Origin of the sequence: Lacisediminihabitans sp., assembly GCF_043726815.1 — a bacterium.
Classification (GTDB): domain Bacteria; phylum Actinomycetota; class Actinomycetes; order Actinomycetales; family Microbacteriaceae; genus Lacisediminihabitans.
Genome location: NZ_JAYSJZ010000103.1, coordinates 18,212 through 37,113 on the forward strand (window position 1 = coordinate 18,212; position 18,902 = coordinate 37,113).

Consider the following 18,902-nt stretch of genomic DNA (forward strand, 5'->3'; position numbering starts at 1 on the left):
CGCCATTACGCTGGCAGCCATGAAGCGACTCATTCTCACGGCGATGCTGGCGGCGGCGATGCTGCTCGGGGTCGCGGCCCCCGCCTCCGCCGGAGTCGATGACTTCTCGTTCTCGAGCTTCGATGGCCAGTACACCCTCGGGCGGGATGGCGCCGGCCGCTCGGTGCTCACGGTCGTCGAGACGCTCGTGGCGGTCTTCCCGCAGACCGATCAGAACCACGGCATCCGCCGGGAGCTCGTCGACACCTACGACGGGCACCCCACCGACCTGAAGATCACCTCGGTGACCGACGGCAACGGCGGTCCGCGCCGCTTCACGACGGAGCGCAACAACGAGTTCCTCGACGTGACGATCGCGGCCGACTCGTTCGTGCACGGCCCGCAGAAGTATGTGATCACCTACACCCAGCACAACGTCACCCGCTACTTCGCCGACACCAGGGCCGACGAGTTCTACTGGGACACCAACGGAACCGGCTGGGCTCAACCGTTCGGCCGGGTCACCGCCACGGTGCACCTGGCGCCGTCGCTGCTGCCCAGGCTCACCGGCAAGGCGGATGCCGCCTCCGGCGCCGAGGGGGCGAGCGGCCCGGCGACGGTCGCCAGGACGGACGACGGTTTCGCCTTCGAGGCGAAGAACCTCGGACCGCGGCAGAACCTCACCTTCGCGATCGGCTTCGCCCCGGGCACCTTCACCCCGCGTGACAGCGGGTTCTTCGCCGCTGCCTGGCCGACGCTGTCGCTGCTCGGCGCGCTCGGCGCGATCGCCGCGGCCGTCGGGGCAATCGTGCTGAGGGTCACCCGCCTGCGGGACGCACCCGGACGGGGCATCATCATTCCGGAGTACCTTCCGCCGAAGGGAGTGCCCCTGCTTCTGTCTTCCACGATCGCGGGCAAGACGGCGAAGGCGAACCCGGCCCAGATCCTCGATCTCGCGGTCTCTGGAAGGCTGCGAGTGCTGGAGGTGGAGCCCACCGGCTTCAGCAGCAAGCCGGGGTTCGCGCTCGAGTTCGTCACCGCCGAGGGCGCCAACCCCGACGAGACGGAGTTCCTGCATGCACTCTTCGGCGACTCGCTCACCCCCGGGGAGCAGCGAACGCTGAAGAAGCCCGACCAACGGGCGGTCAAACGCATCACGGCCCTCATGCGGAGGGTGCGTTCGGACGCGACGGCCGACGGGTATCGCCGAAAGCTCCCGGCCGCGCGCATGTTCCTGGTCGCCGCGGCCTCCGCCGTCGCGGGCGCACTCAGCTTCCTCTTCGGTGCCCTGGCGTTCGGCGACGCCGTGGGGGGCATCGTGCCCGCCGTGTTCATCGGCATCGGCATCCTCGGCTTCGTCGTCACGATCGTCGCCATCTCCCATGTTCCGCTCGAGCCCCGAGGCGCGGAACTGAGGGAGTACCTCAGGGGCCTGGACATGTACATCTCGCTCGCCGAGGCCGACCGGCTGCGCTACCTGCAGTCCCCACAGGGCGCGGAGCGGGCGCCGATGGCCACCGACGACAAGGCCCAGCTCGTGAAGGTCAACGAGAGGCTGCTTCCCTATGCCGTGCTGTTCGGCAACGAGAAGGAATGGGCCAAGGAACTCGGCCGCTACTACGAGGAGCTCGGCCAACAGCCCACCTGGTACGCGGGCCGGAGCGCCTTCAATGCCGCGCTCTTCGCCAACAGCATCGGCTCGGTGTCGGTGAGCGCGTCATCCGCCTACAGCGCGTCGAGCGGCGGATCGGGCGGCGGCGCCGTGTCGGGTGGCGGAGGCGGGGGAGGCGGCGGAGGCGGCGTCTGACCCGCGGCCGGACTCGGCGGTGCCAGACCACCTCCGAATTTACCCCGTGTTCATGCGGCAACCGTTGCGGCAACGGGTCCCCGGGGCGCAGGGTGCAATGACCAGCAGAATGGTCGCCGCCGAGAGCGACAAACACGAGTGAGAGAAGAGAGCCATGGGCAAGCATTTCGACGACGCTCCGACGCCGCTCCTCCAGGTGCCGACGACGACGGCGCAATTCGAGGCGATAGTGGCGGCCTACGTTCCCGATGGGGCGCTGGAATCGGAGGATCGCGAAGCGGACGATCCCTCCTGGTACTCCACGGACTGATCCGACGACGGCTGTCGTAGGGTGGAGCAACCGGCACCCGATCCGACCGGCACCGTCGAGCAGATAGTGAGCGTCAACCAGCAGTGAGTGTCATCGTTCCCGGCCTGCGTCGTCCCATCATCGTCTGGGATCTCGTGCTGTCGATCCTGCTCACGCTGCTGGGGCTCGGAATCGGTGCTCTCGTCTCGCTGTCGTCGATCTTCCTCGTGATGGCCGCCGATTCGTGCGGGGCAAACAGGGAGTGCAACCTCCCGCAGCTCACCGCCGGCTGGCTGATCGCCATGATCGGGCCGAGCGTCGTCATGCTACTCACCCTCGTGCTCACGGTCGTGAGTCTGGTGCGTCGACGGATCACCTGGTGGCTGCCGCTGACCGGCATCGTGGTGGAGCTGCTCGTCTGGTGGGGCGCCGTGTCGCTCGTCTTCGCGAGCGTGCCCGGCCCGAACTGACCGACCACCACTCGGCGGCCGGGATCGCCTCGCACCCGCGCCGCCGGTAGGTTAGATCCAACGCAGCGTGGACGGATCGGGCGGAGGGTCGGTGCAGGGACTCGAGCTCGTCGTTGTTCTCGGCGCGACGATCCTGCTGGGCGGCGCGATCGCCAGCCGGTTGTCGGTGGCCGCGCCGCTCGTGCTCCTCGTGCTCGGCGCGGGACTCGGCTTCATCCCGGCGCTCGGCAGCATCGAGCTTCCGCCGGATCTCGTGCTGCTGCTCTTTCTGCCTGCCCTGCTCTACTGGGACGCGCTCAACACCTCGCTTCGGGAGATCCGCGCCAACCTCCGGGTGATCCTCCTCCTCTCGGTGGGCCTCGTCTTCGCCACCGCCGGGGTGGTCGCGCTCGTCGCCCATGCCTTCGGGCTCGCCTGGCCGATGGCGATCGCGCTCGGCGCCATCCTCGCCCCCACGGATGCCACGGCGGTCGTCGCCGTCGCCGGGCGCCTTCCGCGACGCACCATCACCATCCTGCGGGCGGAGAGCCTCGTCAACGACGGCACCGCGCTCGTGCTGTACTCCGTCGCGGTCGCGGCGGCGGTGTCCGGGGTGCCCGCCTCGCTGGGGGAGACCTCGCTGCGCTTCGTCGCGTCCTACGGGTTCGGAATCGCGATCGGGCTGGTCGTCGGGCTCGCCGTCGTCGCCGTCCGGTTGTACGTGCGGGAGAGGCTTCTCGCGAACACCCTGAGCGTGCTGACCCCGTTTCTCGCCTACCTGCCGGCGGAGGCGCTCGGCGTCTCGGGGGTCGTGGCCGTGGTCACCTGCGGGCTGGTGCTCAGCCAGCTCGGTCCCCGCGTGATCACCGCGAGCATGCGATCCCAGTCGTTCGGATTCTGGCAACTCGCCACCTACATCCTCAACGGCGCCCTCTTCGTGTTGATCGGGATCGAGCTGCACAAGATCGTGCTCGGACTCGATGGATCGTGGGGGAGCACCGTCGCGCTCGGGGTCATCATCGCCCTGTCGGTGCTCGCGGTGCGGCTCGCCTGGACCAACACGACGCCCTACCTGATCCGGGCGATCGACCGGCGGCCCCAGCAGCGCTCCAGGCGGGTGCCGTTCCGCCAGCGTTTTCCGCTGGGCTGGGCGGGCTTCCGGGGAGCGGTGTCGCTCGCCGCCGCGCTCGCCCTGCCGCAGCAGACCGCGGACGGTCAGCCGCTCGAGGGCCGGAACGTGGTGATTGCGGTCACCTTCACCGTGATCCTCTTCACCCTTCTCGTGCAGGGTCTCACCATGCCGGCGGTCGTGCGCTGGGCCAGGCTGCCGCCGGACCCGACCGAGCTGGACGAGGAGCTGCTCGCGGAGCAGGAGACCCTCCGCGCCATGCTCGACGCCCTGCCAGACACCGCCAGCCGACTCGGGGTGCCGGTGGAGGCATCGCAACGCCTGGCCAAGAACTATGAGGCGCTGTTGGAGCGGATCCACCGGGAGGAGGGAAATCCCGAGCAAGCCCGTCGCGACGAGATCGACACCGACCACGAGGCGGCCCTCCGGCTCGCCCTGCTGCCGATCAAACGCAAGACGCTGCTGAGACTCCGCGACGAGAACCACATCGACGACGTGATTCTTCGGCGCGTGCAGGCTCGCATCGATCTCGAGGAGCTCCGACTCTCCGATGACACCGGTGCCGAGTAGGCCGCCCCTTCCTCCCACCCGGCCAATCGCGAGGCCCGTGCACCGATCCCGGCCCTGCGCCTCCGTCGCCTCGTTGCGGCGTGCAACATTGCGCCATGAAGCCACCGACCTACAACGAGTCGCTCCTGCAGCCGCTCAACACCGATGCCCTCGTCGAGCAGAGGGTCTCCGCCTCGTGGGGCGCGCCTGCCGCCGCCAGCTCTGGTTCCTCTTCCTCGACGAGCACCAGGTGCAGCTGCCGCTCATCATCCCCGTCGGCGATCCGCCGACCCGTCCCGACGCATCGGTCAGCACCCTGGCGGCGGGCATCTCCGCGGCCATGGAGTCTGTCGACGCGGCGTCGGTGATCGTCGTGATCGAGCGGTTTGCCGACCAGGCCGTGACCCCCGCCGACACGGCGTGGGCTCGGGCAATCGACGAACAGTTCGGCGAGAGGGGCGTGCGGGTGCGCGGCTTCCTCCTCAGCCATCGCCGCGGTGTGCGCTGGCTGGCACCCGATGACTACCGGTTTCCGGCTCGGAGAAGCGACCGATGATCTCGGGCGAGCGCCCGATGACTTCGCCCACGCTTGCCCGTGCTCCGTCAGGCCGCGCGGGCGCGACGGGTCTCGCTAGCGGGGAAGCGATTCCTCGATCAGGCCGACGATCGCCGGGTCGTCCGGCTCCGTGGTGGGACGGAAGCGGTGCACGTCACCGGAGGGGGTGACCACGAACTTCTCGAAGTTCCACTTGACCTTGCCCGCGGTGCCGGCGGCATCCGGGGTCTTGACGAGTTCCGCGTAGAGCGGATGCTGCGAGCGGCCGTTCACCCTGACCTTTTCGAACATCGGGAAGGTGACACCCCACGTGGTGGAGCAATACTCCTTGATGGCGTCCTCGCTGCTCAGCTCCTGCAGGAACTGGTTGCTGGGGAAGCCCAGCACGGTGAAGCCCTTCTCGCCGTACTTCTTCTGCAACGCCTCGAGCTTCTCGTACTGCGGGGCGAGCCCGCATCGGGAGGCGACGTTCACGATGAGCAGCACCTTATCGGGGTACGCGCCGAGCGAGGTGGTCTGCCCGTCGATGGTGGTGATCGGGATGTCGTTTATGCCCATGAGATAGCGAACGGCCGCGCCTCGGCCGGTATTCCCGGAATTCGAGATATCCGAGTGTTCGGGATACCGGTATGACGCGGCCGTTCGGCCGTTCTCGACCCTGCGGTCAGGCGATCGCGAGTGCGCGGAGGCGACGGATCGCCCTGAGCGCGGCGACGGACTGCCACACGACGAACACTTCGACCACGAGGGAGAGAAGCCCCAGCGGTTCGAGCCAGTTGCCGATGTCATCCATCGCGCCCGGCATTCCGGCCGTGCGATTGATCACGAATGCCACGAGAACCGCGGCCGCGAGGGCCCCGGCGGCGAGGTAGTCGAGCTTCGTGGCAACGGTGAACAGCCGTTCCGTGATCACGAGCGCCGCCACAATGAGAACAATGTAGAGGTACCCGAGGTAGGGCGTTTCCTTGAGTTTGTCCGGCAGGTCGAGAACGTGGATCGCCGCTATCGCGGCCACCCCGATTCCCATCGCTGCGCGTCGGCTCTCCAATTGGAGGCGAAGTCGCCCGGCGTGAAGTTGCGCGGTCACGCGCTCACCCGATGCTTCCTGTGCCGATGTGGTTTCGGCTGTCGTTCGTTCTGCGGTTCCAGTACTCGATGTCATTGTTTATCCCCTGACTCAGTGAATCTCTGTACATTCCGGTGTGGTTACTTGCATTCCGGTGTGGTTACTTGCATTCCGGTGTGGTTACTTACGTTCCAGAGTGGTTACTTGCCCTTTCGACGCTAATCGCACGCGCGGGGCAAGGAAAAGGGCACGCGCCCTTCGTGTGAGGACTCAAATGTTGATGATGCATTCTCTCGGGCAACTGTGACCTTGAGGTGAGGAGTTCGCGCCTATCATGCGGTCGCGCGGGCGGGGTCCGCCTGCGCATGCCCTACGCTGAAAACCGCTCCCCACCATCCGGGTCACAGGGTCGGTTCGATATTCTCGACAGCGTTCCCGGCGCGAACGACGCGCCCCGGCCAGAAAGAACCCATGCCAGACAGCCCAATCTCGGCGACGCCCTACGAGGTGCTCGGGGTGAGCCCCTCGGCCAGCGAGGACGAGCTGCGTCGCGCGTACCGCCGGCTGCTGCGGGAGTCCCACCCGGACACCGGGGGGAGCACGGCACGATTCGTCGCCGTTCAGCTGGCCTGGGAGCGGATCGGCACGCCGGCCGATCGCGAGGCCTACGATCGAGGCGGCTTCTCGCGCGCCACGGCAGACCAGGACGCGGAAGGGGACGGCTCGTTCACCTGGGCGCCCCGGTCCGCCCCGAAGCAGCGGGACACGCGCCCACGTGCGCGGGCCTACGGCCACCCCGGGGGCTGGCGGCGCGAACGCTACCTCGCCCTCATGCGCGAATGGGTGGGCCGCGGCGAGGAGCTCACGGATCCATACGACCCGGCGCTGGTCAGGGGCGCGCCGCGGGAGATCCGGCACATTCTTGCCGATGCTCTCGCCGAGGAGGCCACTGCCCGCACCCTGTCGTTGCTAGGGATCGGCTACACCGTCTGGCACGACGTGGCGACCGGCGACCCGGAGAACAAGATCGACCACGTGGTGCTGGGCCCGACCGGCCTGTTTGCCATCCTCTCCGAGGACTACGGCGCGCCGGTGCGCGTCCGGCGGGGTGAATTGGTCGGAGCCGTCGACACCTATGATCTCACCGAGGATCGCCCGATGCACCAGCTCGGCCTTCGAGCGAAGGCCCTCGTCCGCGCCGTTCGCGTACGCTTCACCGCCCTCGTGATAGTGCTCCCCGATGACGAACTGGACGCGCCCGTCGTCTCCCTGGGCAACGTTCGCGGAGCCGCGGGCGTCGCCGTGCAGCGGTCATACCTCTCGGCGCTGCTGCGTGACGGCCTGCCCGGCCGGGCACTCGCCGGGGGAGCCGAGCTGTTCGAGGTCCGTGCCAAGCTCCAGGAGAAGATCCGCTTCGTCTGAGTCCTCGGATGGTGGGCGCTTCTCCGGAGGTTCTTCACACAGCGCGCGATTCCGGGCCGATATGGCCGGCTGCGGCGCAAAATTCGAGCGTGGGATCCGAAACCTCCGGAAAAGCGCGGGCCCTCGGAGTGCCAGGCGAGACGCAAGACGCAAGACGCGGGCCAGCCGGCGAGGGCCGGTGAGTCAGCCGGCGAGGGCGAATCCGCTCGTCCAGGACGTCTTCTCACCGGCGGCGAGAGTCAGCTGCAGGAAGCCGAGGGCCTCCAGCTCGCGGGCGCGCCTCAGGCTCCCGCCGTCGACCGCGGCCACGCCACTGCCCGCGAGCGCGCCGATGAGGGCGGCCTTGGCGTCGACGTCATCCCCGGCGACGATCACCGTGGTGCCCTCTTCGCCGACCCGTCCGCTGTGCAGGGTCGCCGCGAAGTTGGTGTTGAAGGCCTTGAGAACCCTCGCAGACGGCACGAGTGCCGCGATCTCCTGGGCCGCGGATGAGTCGGCCGGAACGACGAGGGAGTCGAAGGTGGAGAAGTCGACCGGGTTCGAAATGTCGACCACGATCTTGCCGTCGAGTTGCCCGCCGATCTCGGCGATCACCTCGGCAATGGCGCCGAACGGCAGCGCGAGCACGACGATGTCTCCGGTGATCGGGTCGCCGACGACTCCGGCCGAGGCCGACGGACTGGCCGCAGCGGCCTTCGAGGCGTCCCGGGCGAGCACCTGCACCGAATTGCCGCCTGCAACGGCCACTGCGGCAATCGCCGCGCCCATGTTTCCCGCACCGATGATCGTGATGTCAGCCATTTGTTCTACTCCCATTGTCGTTGAGCAACAACCGCAATAGTTGTTGATACAACCAACATAGCGCGTTTAGTTGTAGCGTCAAGTTAATTTGCTAGGATGGGCAGATGGACGACACGCCGTGGCTCACCGCCCCCCAGCTCGACTCGTGGAGGAAGTTCATCTCCGTTGTCGAACTGCTTCCAGGGGTGCTCGATTCGCAGTTGCAGCGGGACGCCGAACTGAGCCACTTCGAGTACTTCGTGCTCGCGATGCTCTCCGAGGCGCCGGGGCGAACGCTCCGGATGACGCAGCTTGCCGCCGAGACGAACGCGACCCTGCCGCGCCTGTCGCACGTCGTCTCGCGACTCGAGACCCGCGGCTACCTCAACCGCGTCCCGTGCCCGGAGGATCGTCGCGCGACGAACGCCGTGCTCTCGGAGGCGGGTTGGGAGAAGGTGGTCGCCACAGCCCCCGGCCACGTGCGCACCGTACGCGAGAATGTGATCGACGTTCTCGATGACGACGACGTGGCGGATCTCGACCGCATCATGGCGAGGATGCTCGGCCGTCTCGACCCGGACAATCGGTTCGGCTCGGTCTCGGGCAGGTAGCCGCCGTCATGCCCCCGTCGAGGGCGACGGCGTGAAGCGGTAGGCGAACATGCCGTTCGCGCCGGTGATCTTCACCGATACGGTGCCGACTGTTCCTGCGGCGTCGGAGGCGATGCAATCGAACGTGGAGCCGACCACGAAAATGGTCAAGGACGCCGGGCACACCACCGAGTATTCGTGGCCCTGGGCGCGGAGTCCGGCCTCGGTCTGCTGTTCTATCGCCGCGGTGCCACGAGCAGCCACGCTCGCGCCCAGGCCGACACCCGCCCCTACGGCGAGCGCCGAGATGAGCACCGAGTTGATGATGAACAGCCACAGCGGGAACGAGCCCCGGTGAACCCGCTGGTGGACCCGAACGGTGCGAGCGATGAGGTAGGCGAGCGGGCCGAGAAGGAGCCAGCCGAGGCTTGCCCGCGCCTCGTAGCCCCACACGTCCAGCTTGATGCGGTCCCGCGACGCGAAGGCAATCGACCAGAGAAGTGGCAGAAGCGCGGCGCCGATGGACCACCACCACGCTCCGGAGCCCAGAAGGGTGAGCGCAACGATACCCACGGCGGCGATCAGGCCAACCAACGGGGTGAAGCCGACAGCGATGGCGCCCGGGGTGTTCCACCTGATCGGTGCCGTCACCATCGGCGGCATGTGGGCCTGCCAGGAGCGGTGGTCGCCGAACGGCACGTAGGCGTGGGTCAGGTCCTGGGGGAGCGTTTCGATCTCGGGCACGCGGGGGCGGAATGCCGTGGCGGGCGATTCGGCAGCGACCGGCTCGGCCGGTTTGGGTGCCGTGTGCTCGGTCCACTCGGTGCCATTCCACCAGCGGTTCAATTCGAGACCCGTCGGGTCGTCGAACCAGCCCGCCGGGACACTCAGCGGGCGTGGCTCGAGGGGCGGTACCTCCGGATGGGGCGACGAGGGAGGCCGCGGCTCGTCAGTGGGCGCAACCGGAGCCTGCGGCGCGGTCGCCTCCGGCTCGGTCGGCTCCGGCTCTTCCGCAGACTCGGTGGTGAGCGGACCGTTCTTCTCCCGCAGTTGCCGACGGCTGAGAAATACCTCCGTGCCGGCGACGGCGTCCGGCACGGCGTGCGGAAGATCCTCGTGCACGGCGTCCGGCTGACTCTCCGGCTGATTCTCTGGCCGAGTCTCCGGCGCGGTCTCCTGAACGACCGCCGCCGCTGCGATGACGTCGGCCGTCCAGGCCTCACCGTCCCACCAGCGAAGCCGACCGTCGTCCTCGGGGTCGGCGTACCAGCCTGCCGACACCACGTCGGACTGCAGATTCGTTGACACGCTGACATCCCCCGATAGCGGGGCCCGATACTGGCCCTTTCAGGAGTTTACGGGCATTGCTCATGGCAGGGCGATGCCCGTCCTACCCCAGAACGCGGGGCTCTGCCGCACCCTCGTCGAACTGCTCACTGCGAGCGAGCGAGCGAGCGAGCGAGCAACCATCGTGCAAACGGTCCAGACGGCGCAGACATCACGGCGTCAATCGTGCTGGTCCTTCCGCTCCTTCTCGCCCTCGCGAGTCTCCGATTCCGTGTAGCTGCCCATGTCGGGCTCGGTCTCGTCTTCGCGAGTGCGTGAGCCATCACGCAACTCTTCATCCGTGTACGTCCCGCGCTTGTCCGTGGCGGTGCTGCGCGATCCATCCGGCAGCTGTTCGTCGGTGTACATGCCCTCGTCACCGGATGAGGTCGAGCGGGTTCCGTCGGGCAACTGCTCGTCCTGGTACATGCCCTTGGCGTCACGTTCGCCTGTGCTGTCAGTCATCAGTCTCTTCTCCTGCTCTCGTCGTCGAGTTATCGGCAGTCGAACTCCGCACCCCGGTTCGGGCCGCTAATCGTCACGATAGACGCCTCGCGCGAGGTACGGAACCCCGAACGGGCAAGTCGTGCCAGCTCGTTCTTGACCCGGCCGGTGCGAGGCGAGGACGATCGAGATATCCCATTCGTTTGGAGGTGCGGCCGTGACAACGATCACCGACCACGAACTGAAACAAATCGAGCGCGCGAATTCCACGGGGCTCACCCCCGTGGTCTTCGTGCACGGTCTCTGGCTCCTGCCGAGCAGCTGGGACGAGTGGCGCACGCTCTTCGAGGAGAACGGCTTCGCCACGATCGCTCCGGGGTGGCCGGACGACCCGGAGACCGTGGGGGAGGCGCGCGAGCATCCGGAGGTCTTCGCCAGGAAGTCGATCGGTGCCGTCACCAGCCACTATCTCGAGGCCATCGCGAAACTCGGCTCCAAACCCGCGCTCGTGGGCCACTCGTTCGGCGGGGTCATCGCGCAGAAGCTCGCCGGCGACGGCGCCTCGCGCGCCACCGTCGCGATCGACCCGGCGCCGTTCCAAGGGGTGCTTCCCCTGCCGGTGTCCTCGCTCCGGTCATCGTCCCCGGTGCTGGCCAATCCGGCCAACTTCGACCGAGCCGTCACCCTCACCTTTGAGCAATTCGCCTATGGCTGGGCGAACGCCCTCGACGAGCAGGAGGCGAGGGAGATCTACGAGAGGTACCACGTCGCCGCCCCCGGTCGCCCCCTCTTCTCCGCGGCCACCGCCAATTTCAATCCGTGGTCCGACGACAAGGTGGACACCACCAACCCCGACCGCGGTCCGCTCCTTCTCATCTCGGGGGCGGACGACCACACGGTGCCGTGGGCGATCGTCAACGCCTCGTACAACCGGCAGAAGCGCAACGTGGGGGTCACGGAAATCGTCTCGATTCCTCACCGCGGCCACTCGCTCACGATCGACAGCGGGTGGGAGGATGTTGCCAAGATCGCCCTCGACTTCGTTAACGAGCACACCGCCGGGTAGCTGTGCTGGCCCGCGAAGTCGGTCAACCGGCTGGCGGGTGGGCGGGCTTCGATCGCCGTGTGAGGCCTCTCTTGCCCAGGCACGCGTTGTGCAGGACGTTCTGGCGATTTGCGGGCTCCCACGGGTGCCCACCCCGCAGACTCCGGTTGTGCAGGACAGGTTCTGCAGGACGGCGCCGGCGTCGACGGTTGTCCACCCCGCAGACTCCGGTTGTGCAGGACAGGTTGTGCAGGACGGCTCGGGCGGATAGCGAGGACGAGAGGTGCAGAACCGACGAGAGCGTCCTGCAGACCGGGACCCTTCGGGCCGTCGAACCCCTGCCGTGTCCTGCACAAACTGTCCTGCACAAGCTGGCCTGCACAAACTGGCCTGCACAAGCTGTCGCGCACAGGCTGTCCTGCACACGCTGTCCTGCATAACCAGAGTCTGCGGGGTAGGCACCCACGCCTCCGGGTCCCGTCCTGCAGAACACGGCCCGACCGACGCGGGCGGCACCGCCAAAGGGCCGAGACGCGCTAGTCCTCCACGGAGACGGACGGCACCGAGACGGACGGCACCACGGACGGCACCGAGACCGTCGGCACCGACGGGGCCGAGTCGAGCCGAATCTTCGGCAGTTTCACGCTCACCTCGCTCGGAAGGGTGACCGTCGCGGCGGGCTGCGCGGCGTGGGCCGCGGCAGTGCCTGCCGCCGCGCCGACAAAGCTCCCGAGGAGGCTGCGGATGTCGAGTCCGGTCGTCGACTTCAACACCGCGTCGATCTCGGAGAATCCGCCGGCGACGTTCTTGGTGAGCTGGCTCGCGCCGTCGGTGGAGACCACGGTCAGCTGGTCGATGTTGCCCAGCGGCGCGGCGAGCTCGTGCGCGATCTGCGGGAGCATCTCAACCAGGCGAAGCTGGATGAGCGCCTCCGAGCGCTGCGCGACGGCGGCCGCCGCAAGCTTGGTCGCCTCGGCCTCGGCGGCGCCCTTGGCGAGAATGGCGTCGGCGGTCGCCTGGCCCTCCGCGCGGATGGCGTCGGCGTTCGCGATGCGGCTGTCGCGCTCGGCGTTGGCCGCGATGACCCGCGCCTGGGCCTCGGCAGTCGCGGCAACCTTCACCTTGTACGCGTCCGCGTCGGCGACGGCGTTGACCTCGGAGGCGAGCTCGGCGGTGCGCAGCTTCGCGGCCGCCTGAGCGGTGACCTCCTGCTCGTGCACGATGTTCTGCCGCGTCTTCGCCTCGGCCAGCGGCTTCGCTCCCGCGGCCTCCGCCGTGGCCTTGTCCGTGTCGAGCTGGAGTGCGGCACGCTTGAGGGCCAACGTGTTCTGGGCGATGGCGACCGCCTGCTCGGCGGCGATCGCCGCCTCCTGGGACGCCTGCCCGGCCTGCGCCTCCGCCACCTCGGCAGCCCTCAGCACCGCGGCCTGCTCGGCGCGGCCCATGTTGCGGATGTAGTCGTTGTCGTCGGAGATGCCCTTGATTTCGAAGGAGTCGACGTCGAGTCCCTGGCTGAGAAGGGACTCGCGGGCGGTGGACAGAACCGCGGCACCGAGCTCATCCCGCTTCTGGATGATGGTCTGCACATCCGTGCCGCCGATCGACGAGCGAAGCGAACCGGACAGCACTTCCAGGGCGAAGCCGTCGATGTTCTTGTCGTTGCCGATGAAGCGCTGGCCGGCCGCGAGGATCGCCGAGTGGGTGTCGCCGACCTTCACGATGGCGACGGCCTCGACCGTGAGGGTGATCCCGCGGGCGTCCTGCGCGACGGCGGCGAGCTCGATGGCGCGGGAGCGGAGGCTGATCTTGAAGGCCTTCTGGAAGAACGGCGTGATGAACACGCCGGAGCCGACGACGATGCGGATGCCGGACTCCTCGGTCGCGACACCGCCGACGGTCTTCACCTTCGACCGCTTTCCGGTGATCAGGATCGCCTCGTCCGGGCCGGCGTTCTTGTAGACGGACTTGGCGTAGATGAGAACGACGAAGAAGAGAACGATGACGCCGATGATGATCGCCGGCACGGGGGAGAACAGAAAGTCGAACACGGGTTGCCCTTCGTGCGCAGGTGGCGCGGCTTCGGCGGAGCGTCTTCCGGCGCATCCACCGGACGGAGAGGGGATCCCTCGCGCCACCAGCCTAGGGGTGCACTGAGAATCCTTCGCTACCACAATTTTCGAGCAGGAAGGGAGAAGGGAAATTCGGCGCCAGCGGCCTACCCTGAAGACCATGAGCATGACCACCAGCAGGACCGCGGACACCCGGGCGCCCGAGCAGAGGCCTGCCGACAGCCACGATCTGATCCGCGTTCAGGGCGCTCGCGCCAACAACCTCAAGGACATCACCGTCGAGCTTCCGAAGCGAAGGCTGACGGCGTTCACCGGAGTCTCCGGATCAGGCAAGAGTTCGCTGGTGTTCGGCACGATCGCGGCGGAGTCGCAGCGCCTCATCAACGAGACGTACAGCGCATTCGTTCAGGGCTTCATGCCGACGCTGGCGCGGCCCGAGGTCGACGTTCTCGACGGTCTGACCACCGCGATCGTCGTCGACCAGGAGCGGATGGGTGCCAATCCGCGCTCCACCGTCGGCACCGTCACCGACGCGTATGCGATGCTCCGAATCGTGTTCAGCCGGCTCGGACGCCCGCACATCGGCTCGCCCCAGGCGTTCTCCTTCAACGTGGCGTCGGCGAGCGGGGCGGGTGCCGTCACCCTCGAACGTCACGGGCAGACCGTGAAGGAGCGCCGGACCTTCAGCGTCACCGGGGGAATGTGCCCGCGCTGCGAGGGGATGGGCAGCGTCACCGACCTCGACCTGACCCAGCTCTACGACGACAGCAAGTCCCTCAACGACGGCGCGCTCACCATCCCCGGCTACAGCATGGACGGCTGGTTCGGCCGCATCTTCAGTGGCGCCGGCTTCTTCGACCCGGACAAGCCGATCAGGTCGTTCAGCAAGCGCGAGCTCCACGACCTGTTGTACAAGGTGCCGACCAAGATCAAGGTCGACAACATCAACCTGACCTACGAGGGCCTGATCCCCAAGATCCAGAAGTCGATGCTCTCCAAAGACCGGGAGTCGATGCAACCGCACATCCGTGCCTTCGTCGACCGGGCCGTCACCTTCACCACCTGCCCGGAATGCGGCGGGACCAGGCTCAACGAGGGTGCTCGGTCGTCCAAGATCGCGGGCATCAGCATCGCGGACGCCTCCGCCCTGCAGATCAGCGACCTGGCCGGATGGGTGCACGGCCTCGATGAACCGACGGTGGCGCCCCTTCTCCAGTCGCTGCAGCAGACCCTCGAGTCGTTCGTGGAGATCGGCCTGGGCTACCTCTCGCTCGACCGTCCGACCGGCACACTGTCGGGCGGCGAGGCTCAGCGCACCAAGATGATCCGTCACCTCAGCTCTCCGCTCACCGACATCACCTACGTCTTCGATGAGCCCACCGTTGGACTGCATCCGCACGACATCGACCGCATGAACACGCTCCTGCTGCAGCTTCGGGACAAGGGAAACACGGTTCTCGTCGTGGAGCACAAGCCGCAGACCATTGCGATCGCCGACCACGTTGTGGACCTCGGTCCGGGCGCCGGCACCGCGGGCGGAGCGGTCTGCTTCGAGGGCACCTTCGAGGGGCTCCGCGCAAGCGACACCCTCACCGGTCGCCACCTCGACGACCGTGCCGCCCTCAAGGAGACGGTGCGCTCGCCATCGGGAACCCTCGAGATCCGCGGCGCGACGGAACACAACCTGCAGAACGTGGATGTCGACATCCCGCTGGGCGTGATGGTCGTCGTCACCGGAGTGGCGGGCTCGGGCAAGAGTTCACTGATCCACGGCTCGGTGTCGGGATTGGACGGCGTCGTCACCGTCGATCAGAGCGCCATTCGCGGCTCGCGGCGAAGCAACCCGGCCACTTACACCGGCCTTCTCGACCCGATCCGCAAGGCGTTCGCCAAGGCGAACGGCGTGAAGCCGGCGCTCTTCAGCGCCAACTCGGAGGGCGCCTGCCCCAACTGCAACGGGGTCGGCGTGATCTTCACGGACCTGGCCATGATGGCCGGCGTCGCCACGGTCTGCGAGGTGTGCGAGGGCAAACGGTTCGAGGCATCGGTGCTCGAGTACCACCTCGGTGGCCGCGACATCAGCGAGGTGCTCGCGATGCCGGTGAGCGAGGCCAGGGAGTTCTTCGGCGCCGGAGAGGCGCACACGCCGGCGGCCCGTGTCGTGCTGGATCGACTCGCCGGCGTCGGGCTCGGCTATCTGAGCCTCGGCCAACCGCTCACCACCCTGTCGGGCGGCGAGCGCCAGCGACTCAAGCTGGCCATCCACATGGGCGAGAAGGGGGAGGTCTACGTTCTCGACGAGCCCACGAACGGCCTCCATCTCGCCGACGTCGAGCAGCTCCTCGGACTGCTCGATCGGCTGGTCGACTCCGGCAAGTCGGTGATCGTCGTCGAGCACCACCAGTCCGTGATGGCGCACGCCGACTGGATCATCGACCTCGGGCCCGGTGCCGGCCACGACGGGGGGCGGGTCGTCTTCGCCGGCACACCGGCCGACCTCGTCGCCGCGCGCTCCACGCTCACCGGTCAGTACCTTGCGGCCTATGTGGGGAGCTGACCGGCGCCTCTCTCGCGACGCCGGTCTGGAGAACCGCCTCTAGACGCCGGTGGGCCCGGACGCCACAACGGGCTGTTCGACGCCCGTCTCGGCGACCTCGGCGGTCTTGCGCCTTCTCACCAGCACCGCAAAGTACGCGGCGGCACCGGCACCTACCAAGCCGATGGCGGCCGTGATGAGGAAGTAGAGGTTGTTGGCCCCGGCCACGTCCTTGCCATACGCGGTGTAGATCGCGGCACTGATCTGAGGCAGGACGATGTCGGGAAGGTAGCCCACGAGCGAGATCAGCCCGATCGCGATGCCCGTGGCCGCGACCGGGACACGGCAGTCCTCCAGCAGCGACCAGTACACACCGCGGATCACGTAGACGAACAGACCGACGAGAACCACCAGGGCGTAGACCAGACCGATGGCGAAACCGACGGGCATCAGCGCCAGGGCGATGAGTCCGATCGCCGCAATCACCATGGCGGCCGACAACACCCGCGACTTGCCGAGCCTGTCCGCAAGGTATCCGCCGCCGAATCCGCCGATGGGACGCATCCACATCACGATCACCGTCACGACGCCGGCGGCGACCGGGGTCACCGCGTGGTTCGTCGTCAGGTAGCCGGAGAAGTAGTAGTAGGCCCAGAAGAGGGTGTACCCGCAGAAGAGCACGAACATGAGCACCCACACCTCGCGGATCTTCAGGATGCGACCCACAGCGGCGAAGGTGGATTCGACGGGCTCGGTGTGGGTCGCTCCGTCGGGCTTCGGCTCATGGCGGGGCAGCACCACGACGAGCGCGACGGCAAGCACGATGAGCACGGCACAGTACATGTAGACGACCGCCTGGAATCCCGCCCTGGTGTCGGCGAGGTGCGAACCGCCGCTCCCGACGAACAGCGCGAATATGGCCACTGCCACCGTGGCAAGAGCCGCTTCGACCACCCCTCGACCCCCATCGAGAGCGCCGAAGAATCGCCCTTCCTCGTTCTTTGCGGCCAGGAGGTTGACGGCCTTGAGGAGCGCACTCCAGAAGGTGAACACCGAGGCGAAGCCCCAGACGAGGAAGACATACACCAGCGTCGACTTGTTGGGGATCTGGGCATAGAACAGTCCGGCGATCGCCGTGAGCGCCAGCGAGAAGGTGATCAGGTACTTCGTGCGAAACCTGTCGGCCAGCCATCCGCTGGGGAGGTAGCCGACGACGAAGATGATGCCGAGCATCGAGTAGAGGTTCGCCAGCTCGGCGTTGGACATGTCGAAGACCTTCAGGATGGTCGCTTCGAAGTTCTGGCGCAGGTACACCAGCGGGTAGATGGAGCCGCCCGCCAGAATCAGGAGGGCGAGCTGGAAAATCTTCGTTGATTTGCCGGGCTTATTCATGGTCGATTTGCTCCTTGGTGATCGAGAAGGATTCGGTGAGTGCGTTGGAGGATGGAGTCGGTCTGCGCCCTGAGGTCGGCGGAGACCTCTCCCAGCCGGGCGTAGAGTTCGGCATTCTCGGGATTCGGCTCGAACCGATCTTCGCGATGCACCATGTTGCTCGAGGCGTCGTCGAAGGTCGGGTACAGGTCGCAGGCCACGGCCACACAGATGGCCGCGCCGAGGCCGGCGGCGTTGCGCACCTCGTTGCGCACCACGGGGATGCCGAAGACGTCGGCGAAGATCTGCATGCAAGGGTCGCTGGACGAGCCGCCGCCCGAGACCACGAGAGTGTTGATGCGGATGCCCCGCTCCTCCTGCATGTCAACCATGTTCTTCTTCATGGTGAAGGCGATTCCCTCGAGGATGGCGCGGTACATGTGGGCATACCCGTGGCGCTCGTCGAATCCGACGAACATCCCCCTCTTGTGTGGCTCTGTCGGCGGCGCGAGCCAATCGAGAACACACAGCAGGCCGTCGCTTCCCGGCGGGACGGCGGAGGCCAGGGCATTGAGATGCTCATCCCCGGTCAGACCGGCGGCCGATGAGGCCTCGGTGATCTCCTGCCCGAGCAGGCCTCGCAGCCACGAGACTGTCCACATGCCCCGGCGAATGCCGCCGCTCTCGTAGAGGTAACGATGCGGCTCCGACGCGAAATTGGAGAAGTAGGCCTTCGGCTCCGCGACGTATTCCGCTCCCACGATCATCCCGGCGATGTAGGTGCCGAGCGACACCAGGCCCGTCGTCTCGTCGCGAAGACCCGCCCCGAGAGCCTCGGCGGCCTTGTCGTTCGCCGTGTGCACCACCGGGAGGCCCCGCGGGATTCCGGTGCGGGCCGCGAACTCGTCATTCACGTGACCGCCCACGTCCCCGGGCATCTGCAGCCGATACAGCATGCCCCGGCTGACGTTGAATGAGTCGAACTCCTTCTCGTCACTGAACCAGTCCCACGCGCCGACGTCCATCGGCCATGGGCCGATGTAGTTGGCGACGGTGTCGGTGAGTTGGCCGGTGATCCGTCCCATGAGGTAGCCAGACGTGGTGGTGACGTAGACGACGTCGTCGTTGGTCGGTTCGTAGGGTTTGGAGAGGCGTTCGTCCATCCAGTTCTGCACCGGCTCGACGAGGGTGCCGTCCGCTCGGGTCAGGGCCCGACAACACCGAATGGTGCACAAGCCGACGCCGATGATATCCGCGGGATCGCCCGAGAACGCCTCCATGGCCCGGGATGCCGCCGCCACGATCGAGTCGTAGAGGTCGTCGTCCGGATGCTCGACAACTCCCGGAGCGGGGGTGCTGAGGGGTTTCAGGGCCTGGCTCGCCTCGCACACGACTCGTCCGTCGGTGTCGAAGATGACGACCTTCGAACTTTGGGAGCCGCCGTCGATCCCCAGAATGTATTTCTTAGGCAGAGTGAGATTCATCGTCATTACCG

General features: G+C 67.3%; 17 protein-coding genes. 9 read left to right on the forward strand and 8 right to left on the reverse strand.

The annotated features are described in order from the left end of the window. Positions 1 to 19: 19 nt before the first annotated feature. From ACHZD8_RS15185 to ACHZD8_RS15205, 5 genes are all read left to right on the forward strand, one after another. Complete coding sequence (locus tag ACHZD8_RS15185) at positions 20 to 1,786, forward strand: DUF2207 domain-containing protein (RefSeq protein ID WP_394771266.1); 1,767 nt, start codon at positions 20 to 22, stop codon at positions 1,784 to 1,786. Between the two features lie 154 nt (positions 1,787 to 1,940). Next, positions 1,941 to 2,096 carry a hypothetical protein gene (locus ACHZD8_RS15190; protein WP_394771267.1) on the forward strand — a complete coding sequence of 52 codons (156 nt, stop codon included), beginning with the start codon at positions 1,941 to 1,943 and terminating at the stop codon, positions 2,094 to 2,096. 83 nt (positions 2,097 to 2,179) lie between these two features. Then, positions 2,180 to 2,545, forward strand: a complete 366-nt coding sequence (locus tag ACHZD8_RS15195) for a hypothetical protein (RefSeq protein WP_394771268.1) — start codon at positions 2,180 to 2,182, stop codon at positions 2,543 to 2,545. Between the two features lie 67 nt (positions 2,546 to 2,612). Then, the gene (locus tag ACHZD8_RS15200; protein WP_394771269.1) at positions 2,613 to 4,223 is read left to right on the forward strand and encodes a Na+/H+ antiporter; all 1,611 of its coding nucleotides are present in this window, start codon (positions 2,613 to 2,615) and stop codon (positions 4,221 to 4,223) included. A 175-nt stretch (positions 4,224 to 4,398) separates the two neighbouring features. After that, positions 4,399 to 4,758 (forward strand): hypothetical protein, encoded by a 360-nt coding sequence (locus tag ACHZD8_RS15205; RefSeq protein WP_394771270.1) that lies wholly within the window; start codon positions 4,399 to 4,401, stop codon positions 4,756 to 4,758. Positions 4,759 to 4,833: 75 nt separating this feature from the next. On the opposite strand, the gene ACHZD8_RS15210 is transcribed toward ACHZD8_RS15205, so the two are convergent. Together ACHZD8_RS15210 and ACHZD8_RS15215 are read right to left on the reverse strand one after the other, a co-directional pair. Further along, a complete protein-coding gene (locus tag ACHZD8_RS15210) occupies positions 4,834 to 5,316 on the reverse strand; it encodes a glutathione peroxidase (protein ID WP_394771271.1) in 483 nt (160 codons plus the stop codon). 106 nt (positions 5,317 to 5,422) lie between these two features. Then, a complete protein-coding gene (locus ACHZD8_RS15215) occupies positions 5,423 to 5,845 on the reverse strand; it encodes a hypothetical protein (protein WP_394771272.1) in 423 nt (140 codons plus the stop codon). A gap of 450 nt (positions 5,846 to 6,295) precedes the next feature. Between ACHZD8_RS15215 and ACHZD8_RS15220 the strand changes: the two genes are divergently transcribed. Continuing rightward, positions 6,296 to 7,246, forward strand: coding sequence for a DnaJ domain-containing protein (locus ACHZD8_RS15220; RefSeq protein ID WP_394771273.1), 951 nt, complete (start codon positions 6,296 to 6,298; stop codon positions 7,244 to 7,246). Between the two features lie 183 nt (positions 7,247 to 7,429). Here ACHZD8_RS15220 and ACHZD8_RS15225 read toward each other — a convergent pair whose 3' ends face one another. Then, entirely contained in the window at positions 7,430 to 8,047 is a 618-nt protein-coding gene (locus ACHZD8_RS15225) for an NADPH-dependent F420 reductase (RefSeq protein WP_394771274.1), read from the reverse strand. Between the two features lie 104 nt (positions 8,048 to 8,151). Here ACHZD8_RS15225 and ACHZD8_RS15230 point away from each other — a divergent pair, with 104 nt between their 5' ends. Next, positions 8,152 to 8,637: a MarR family winged helix-turn-helix transcriptional regulator gene (locus ACHZD8_RS15230; RefSeq protein WP_394771275.1), complete on the forward strand. Its 486-nt coding sequence runs from the start codon at positions 8,152 to 8,154 to the stop codon at positions 8,635 to 8,637. 6 nt (positions 8,638 to 8,643) lie between these two features. Here ACHZD8_RS15230 and ACHZD8_RS15235 read toward each other — a convergent pair whose 3' ends face one another. Together ACHZD8_RS15235 and ACHZD8_RS15240 are read right to left on the reverse strand one after the other, a co-directional pair. Next, positions 8,644 to 9,924 (reverse strand): DUF2510 domain-containing protein, encoded by a 1,281-nt coding sequence (locus ACHZD8_RS15235; protein WP_394771276.1) that lies wholly within the window; start codon positions 9,922 to 9,924, stop codon positions 8,644 to 8,646. Positions 9,925 to 10,122: 198 nt separating this feature from the next. Further along, a complete protein-coding gene (locus tag ACHZD8_RS15240; RefSeq protein WP_394771277.1) occupies positions 10,123 to 10,407 on the reverse strand; it encodes a hypothetical protein in 285 nt (94 codons plus the stop codon). A gap of 196 nt (positions 10,408 to 10,603) precedes the next feature. Here ACHZD8_RS15240 and ACHZD8_RS15245 point away from each other — a divergent pair, with 196 nt between their 5' ends. Further along, positions 10,604 to 11,452, forward strand: coding sequence for an alpha/beta hydrolase (locus ACHZD8_RS15245; protein WP_394771278.1), 849 nt, complete (start codon positions 10,604 to 10,606; stop codon positions 11,450 to 11,452). A 515-nt stretch (positions 11,453 to 11,967) separates the two neighbouring features. Here ACHZD8_RS15245 and ACHZD8_RS15250 read toward each other — a convergent pair. After that, positions 11,968 to 13,479, reverse strand: coding sequence for an SPFH domain-containing protein (locus tag ACHZD8_RS15250; RefSeq protein WP_394771279.1), 1,512 nt, complete (start codon positions 13,477 to 13,479; stop codon positions 11,968 to 11,970). A 181-nt stretch (positions 13,480 to 13,660) separates the two neighbouring features. Here ACHZD8_RS15250 and ACHZD8_RS15255 point away from each other — a divergent pair, with 181 nt between their 5' ends. After that, positions 13,661 to 16,057 (forward strand): ATP-binding cassette domain-containing protein, encoded by a 2,397-nt coding sequence (locus tag ACHZD8_RS15255; RefSeq protein ID WP_394771280.1) that lies wholly within the window; start codon positions 13,661 to 13,663, stop codon positions 16,055 to 16,057. Positions 16,058 to 16,096: 39 nt separating this feature from the next. Here the strand turns inward: ACHZD8_RS15255 and ACHZD8_RS15260 are convergent, their stop codons facing one another. After that, positions 16,097 to 17,428: a nitrate/nitrite transporter gene (locus tag ACHZD8_RS15260; RefSeq protein ID WP_394771281.1), complete on the reverse strand. Its 1,332-nt coding sequence runs from the start codon at positions 17,426 to 17,428 to the stop codon at positions 16,097 to 16,099. Next, a complete protein-coding gene (locus ACHZD8_RS15265) occupies positions 17,425 to 18,897 on the reverse strand; it encodes an FGGY-family carbohydrate kinase (RefSeq protein WP_394771282.1) in 1,473 nt (490 codons plus the stop codon). Before ACHZD8_RS15265 ends, ACHZD8_RS15260 begins: the two co-directional genes overlap by 4 nt. Positions 18,898 to 18,902 lie beyond the last annotated feature (5 nt).

Coding starts and splice junctions, on each gene's coding strand:
- ACHZD8_RS15255 (WP_394771280.1), top strand. CDS start 13,661: ATGAGCATGACCACCAGCAGGACCGCGGACACCCGGGCGCCCGAGCAG.
- ACHZD8_RS15260 (WP_394771281.1), bottom strand. CDS start 17,428: ATGAATAAGCCCGGCAAATCAACGAAGATTTTCCAGCTCGCCCTCCTG.
- ACHZD8_RS15265 (WP_394771282.1), bottom strand. CDS start 18,897: ATGACGATGAATCTCACTCTGCCTAAGAAATACATTCTGGGGATCGAC.
- ACHZD8_RS15230 (WP_394771275.1), top strand. CDS start 8,152: ATGGACGACACGCCGTGGCTCACCGCCCCCCAGCTCGACTCGTGGAGG.
- ACHZD8_RS15185 (WP_394771266.1), top strand. CDS start 20: ATGAAGCGACTCATTCTCACGGCGATGCTGGCGGCGGCGATGCTGCTC.
- ACHZD8_RS15225 (WP_394771274.1), bottom strand. CDS start 8,047: ATGGCTGACATCACGATCATCGGTGCGGGAAACATGGGCGCGGCGATT.
- ACHZD8_RS15190 (WP_394771267.1), top strand. CDS start 1,941: ATGGGCAAGCATTTCGACGACGCTCCGACGCCGCTCCTCCAGGTGCCG.
- ACHZD8_RS15220 (WP_394771273.1), top strand. CDS start 6,296: ATGCCAGACAGCCCAATCTCGGCGACGCCCTACGAGGTGCTCGGGGTG.
- ACHZD8_RS15210 (WP_394771271.1), bottom strand. CDS start 5,316: ATGGGCATAAACGACATCCCGATCACCACCATCGACGGGCAGACCACC.
- ACHZD8_RS15240 (WP_394771277.1), bottom strand. CDS start 10,407: ATGACTGACAGCACAGGCGAACGTGACGCCAAGGGCATGTACCAGGAC.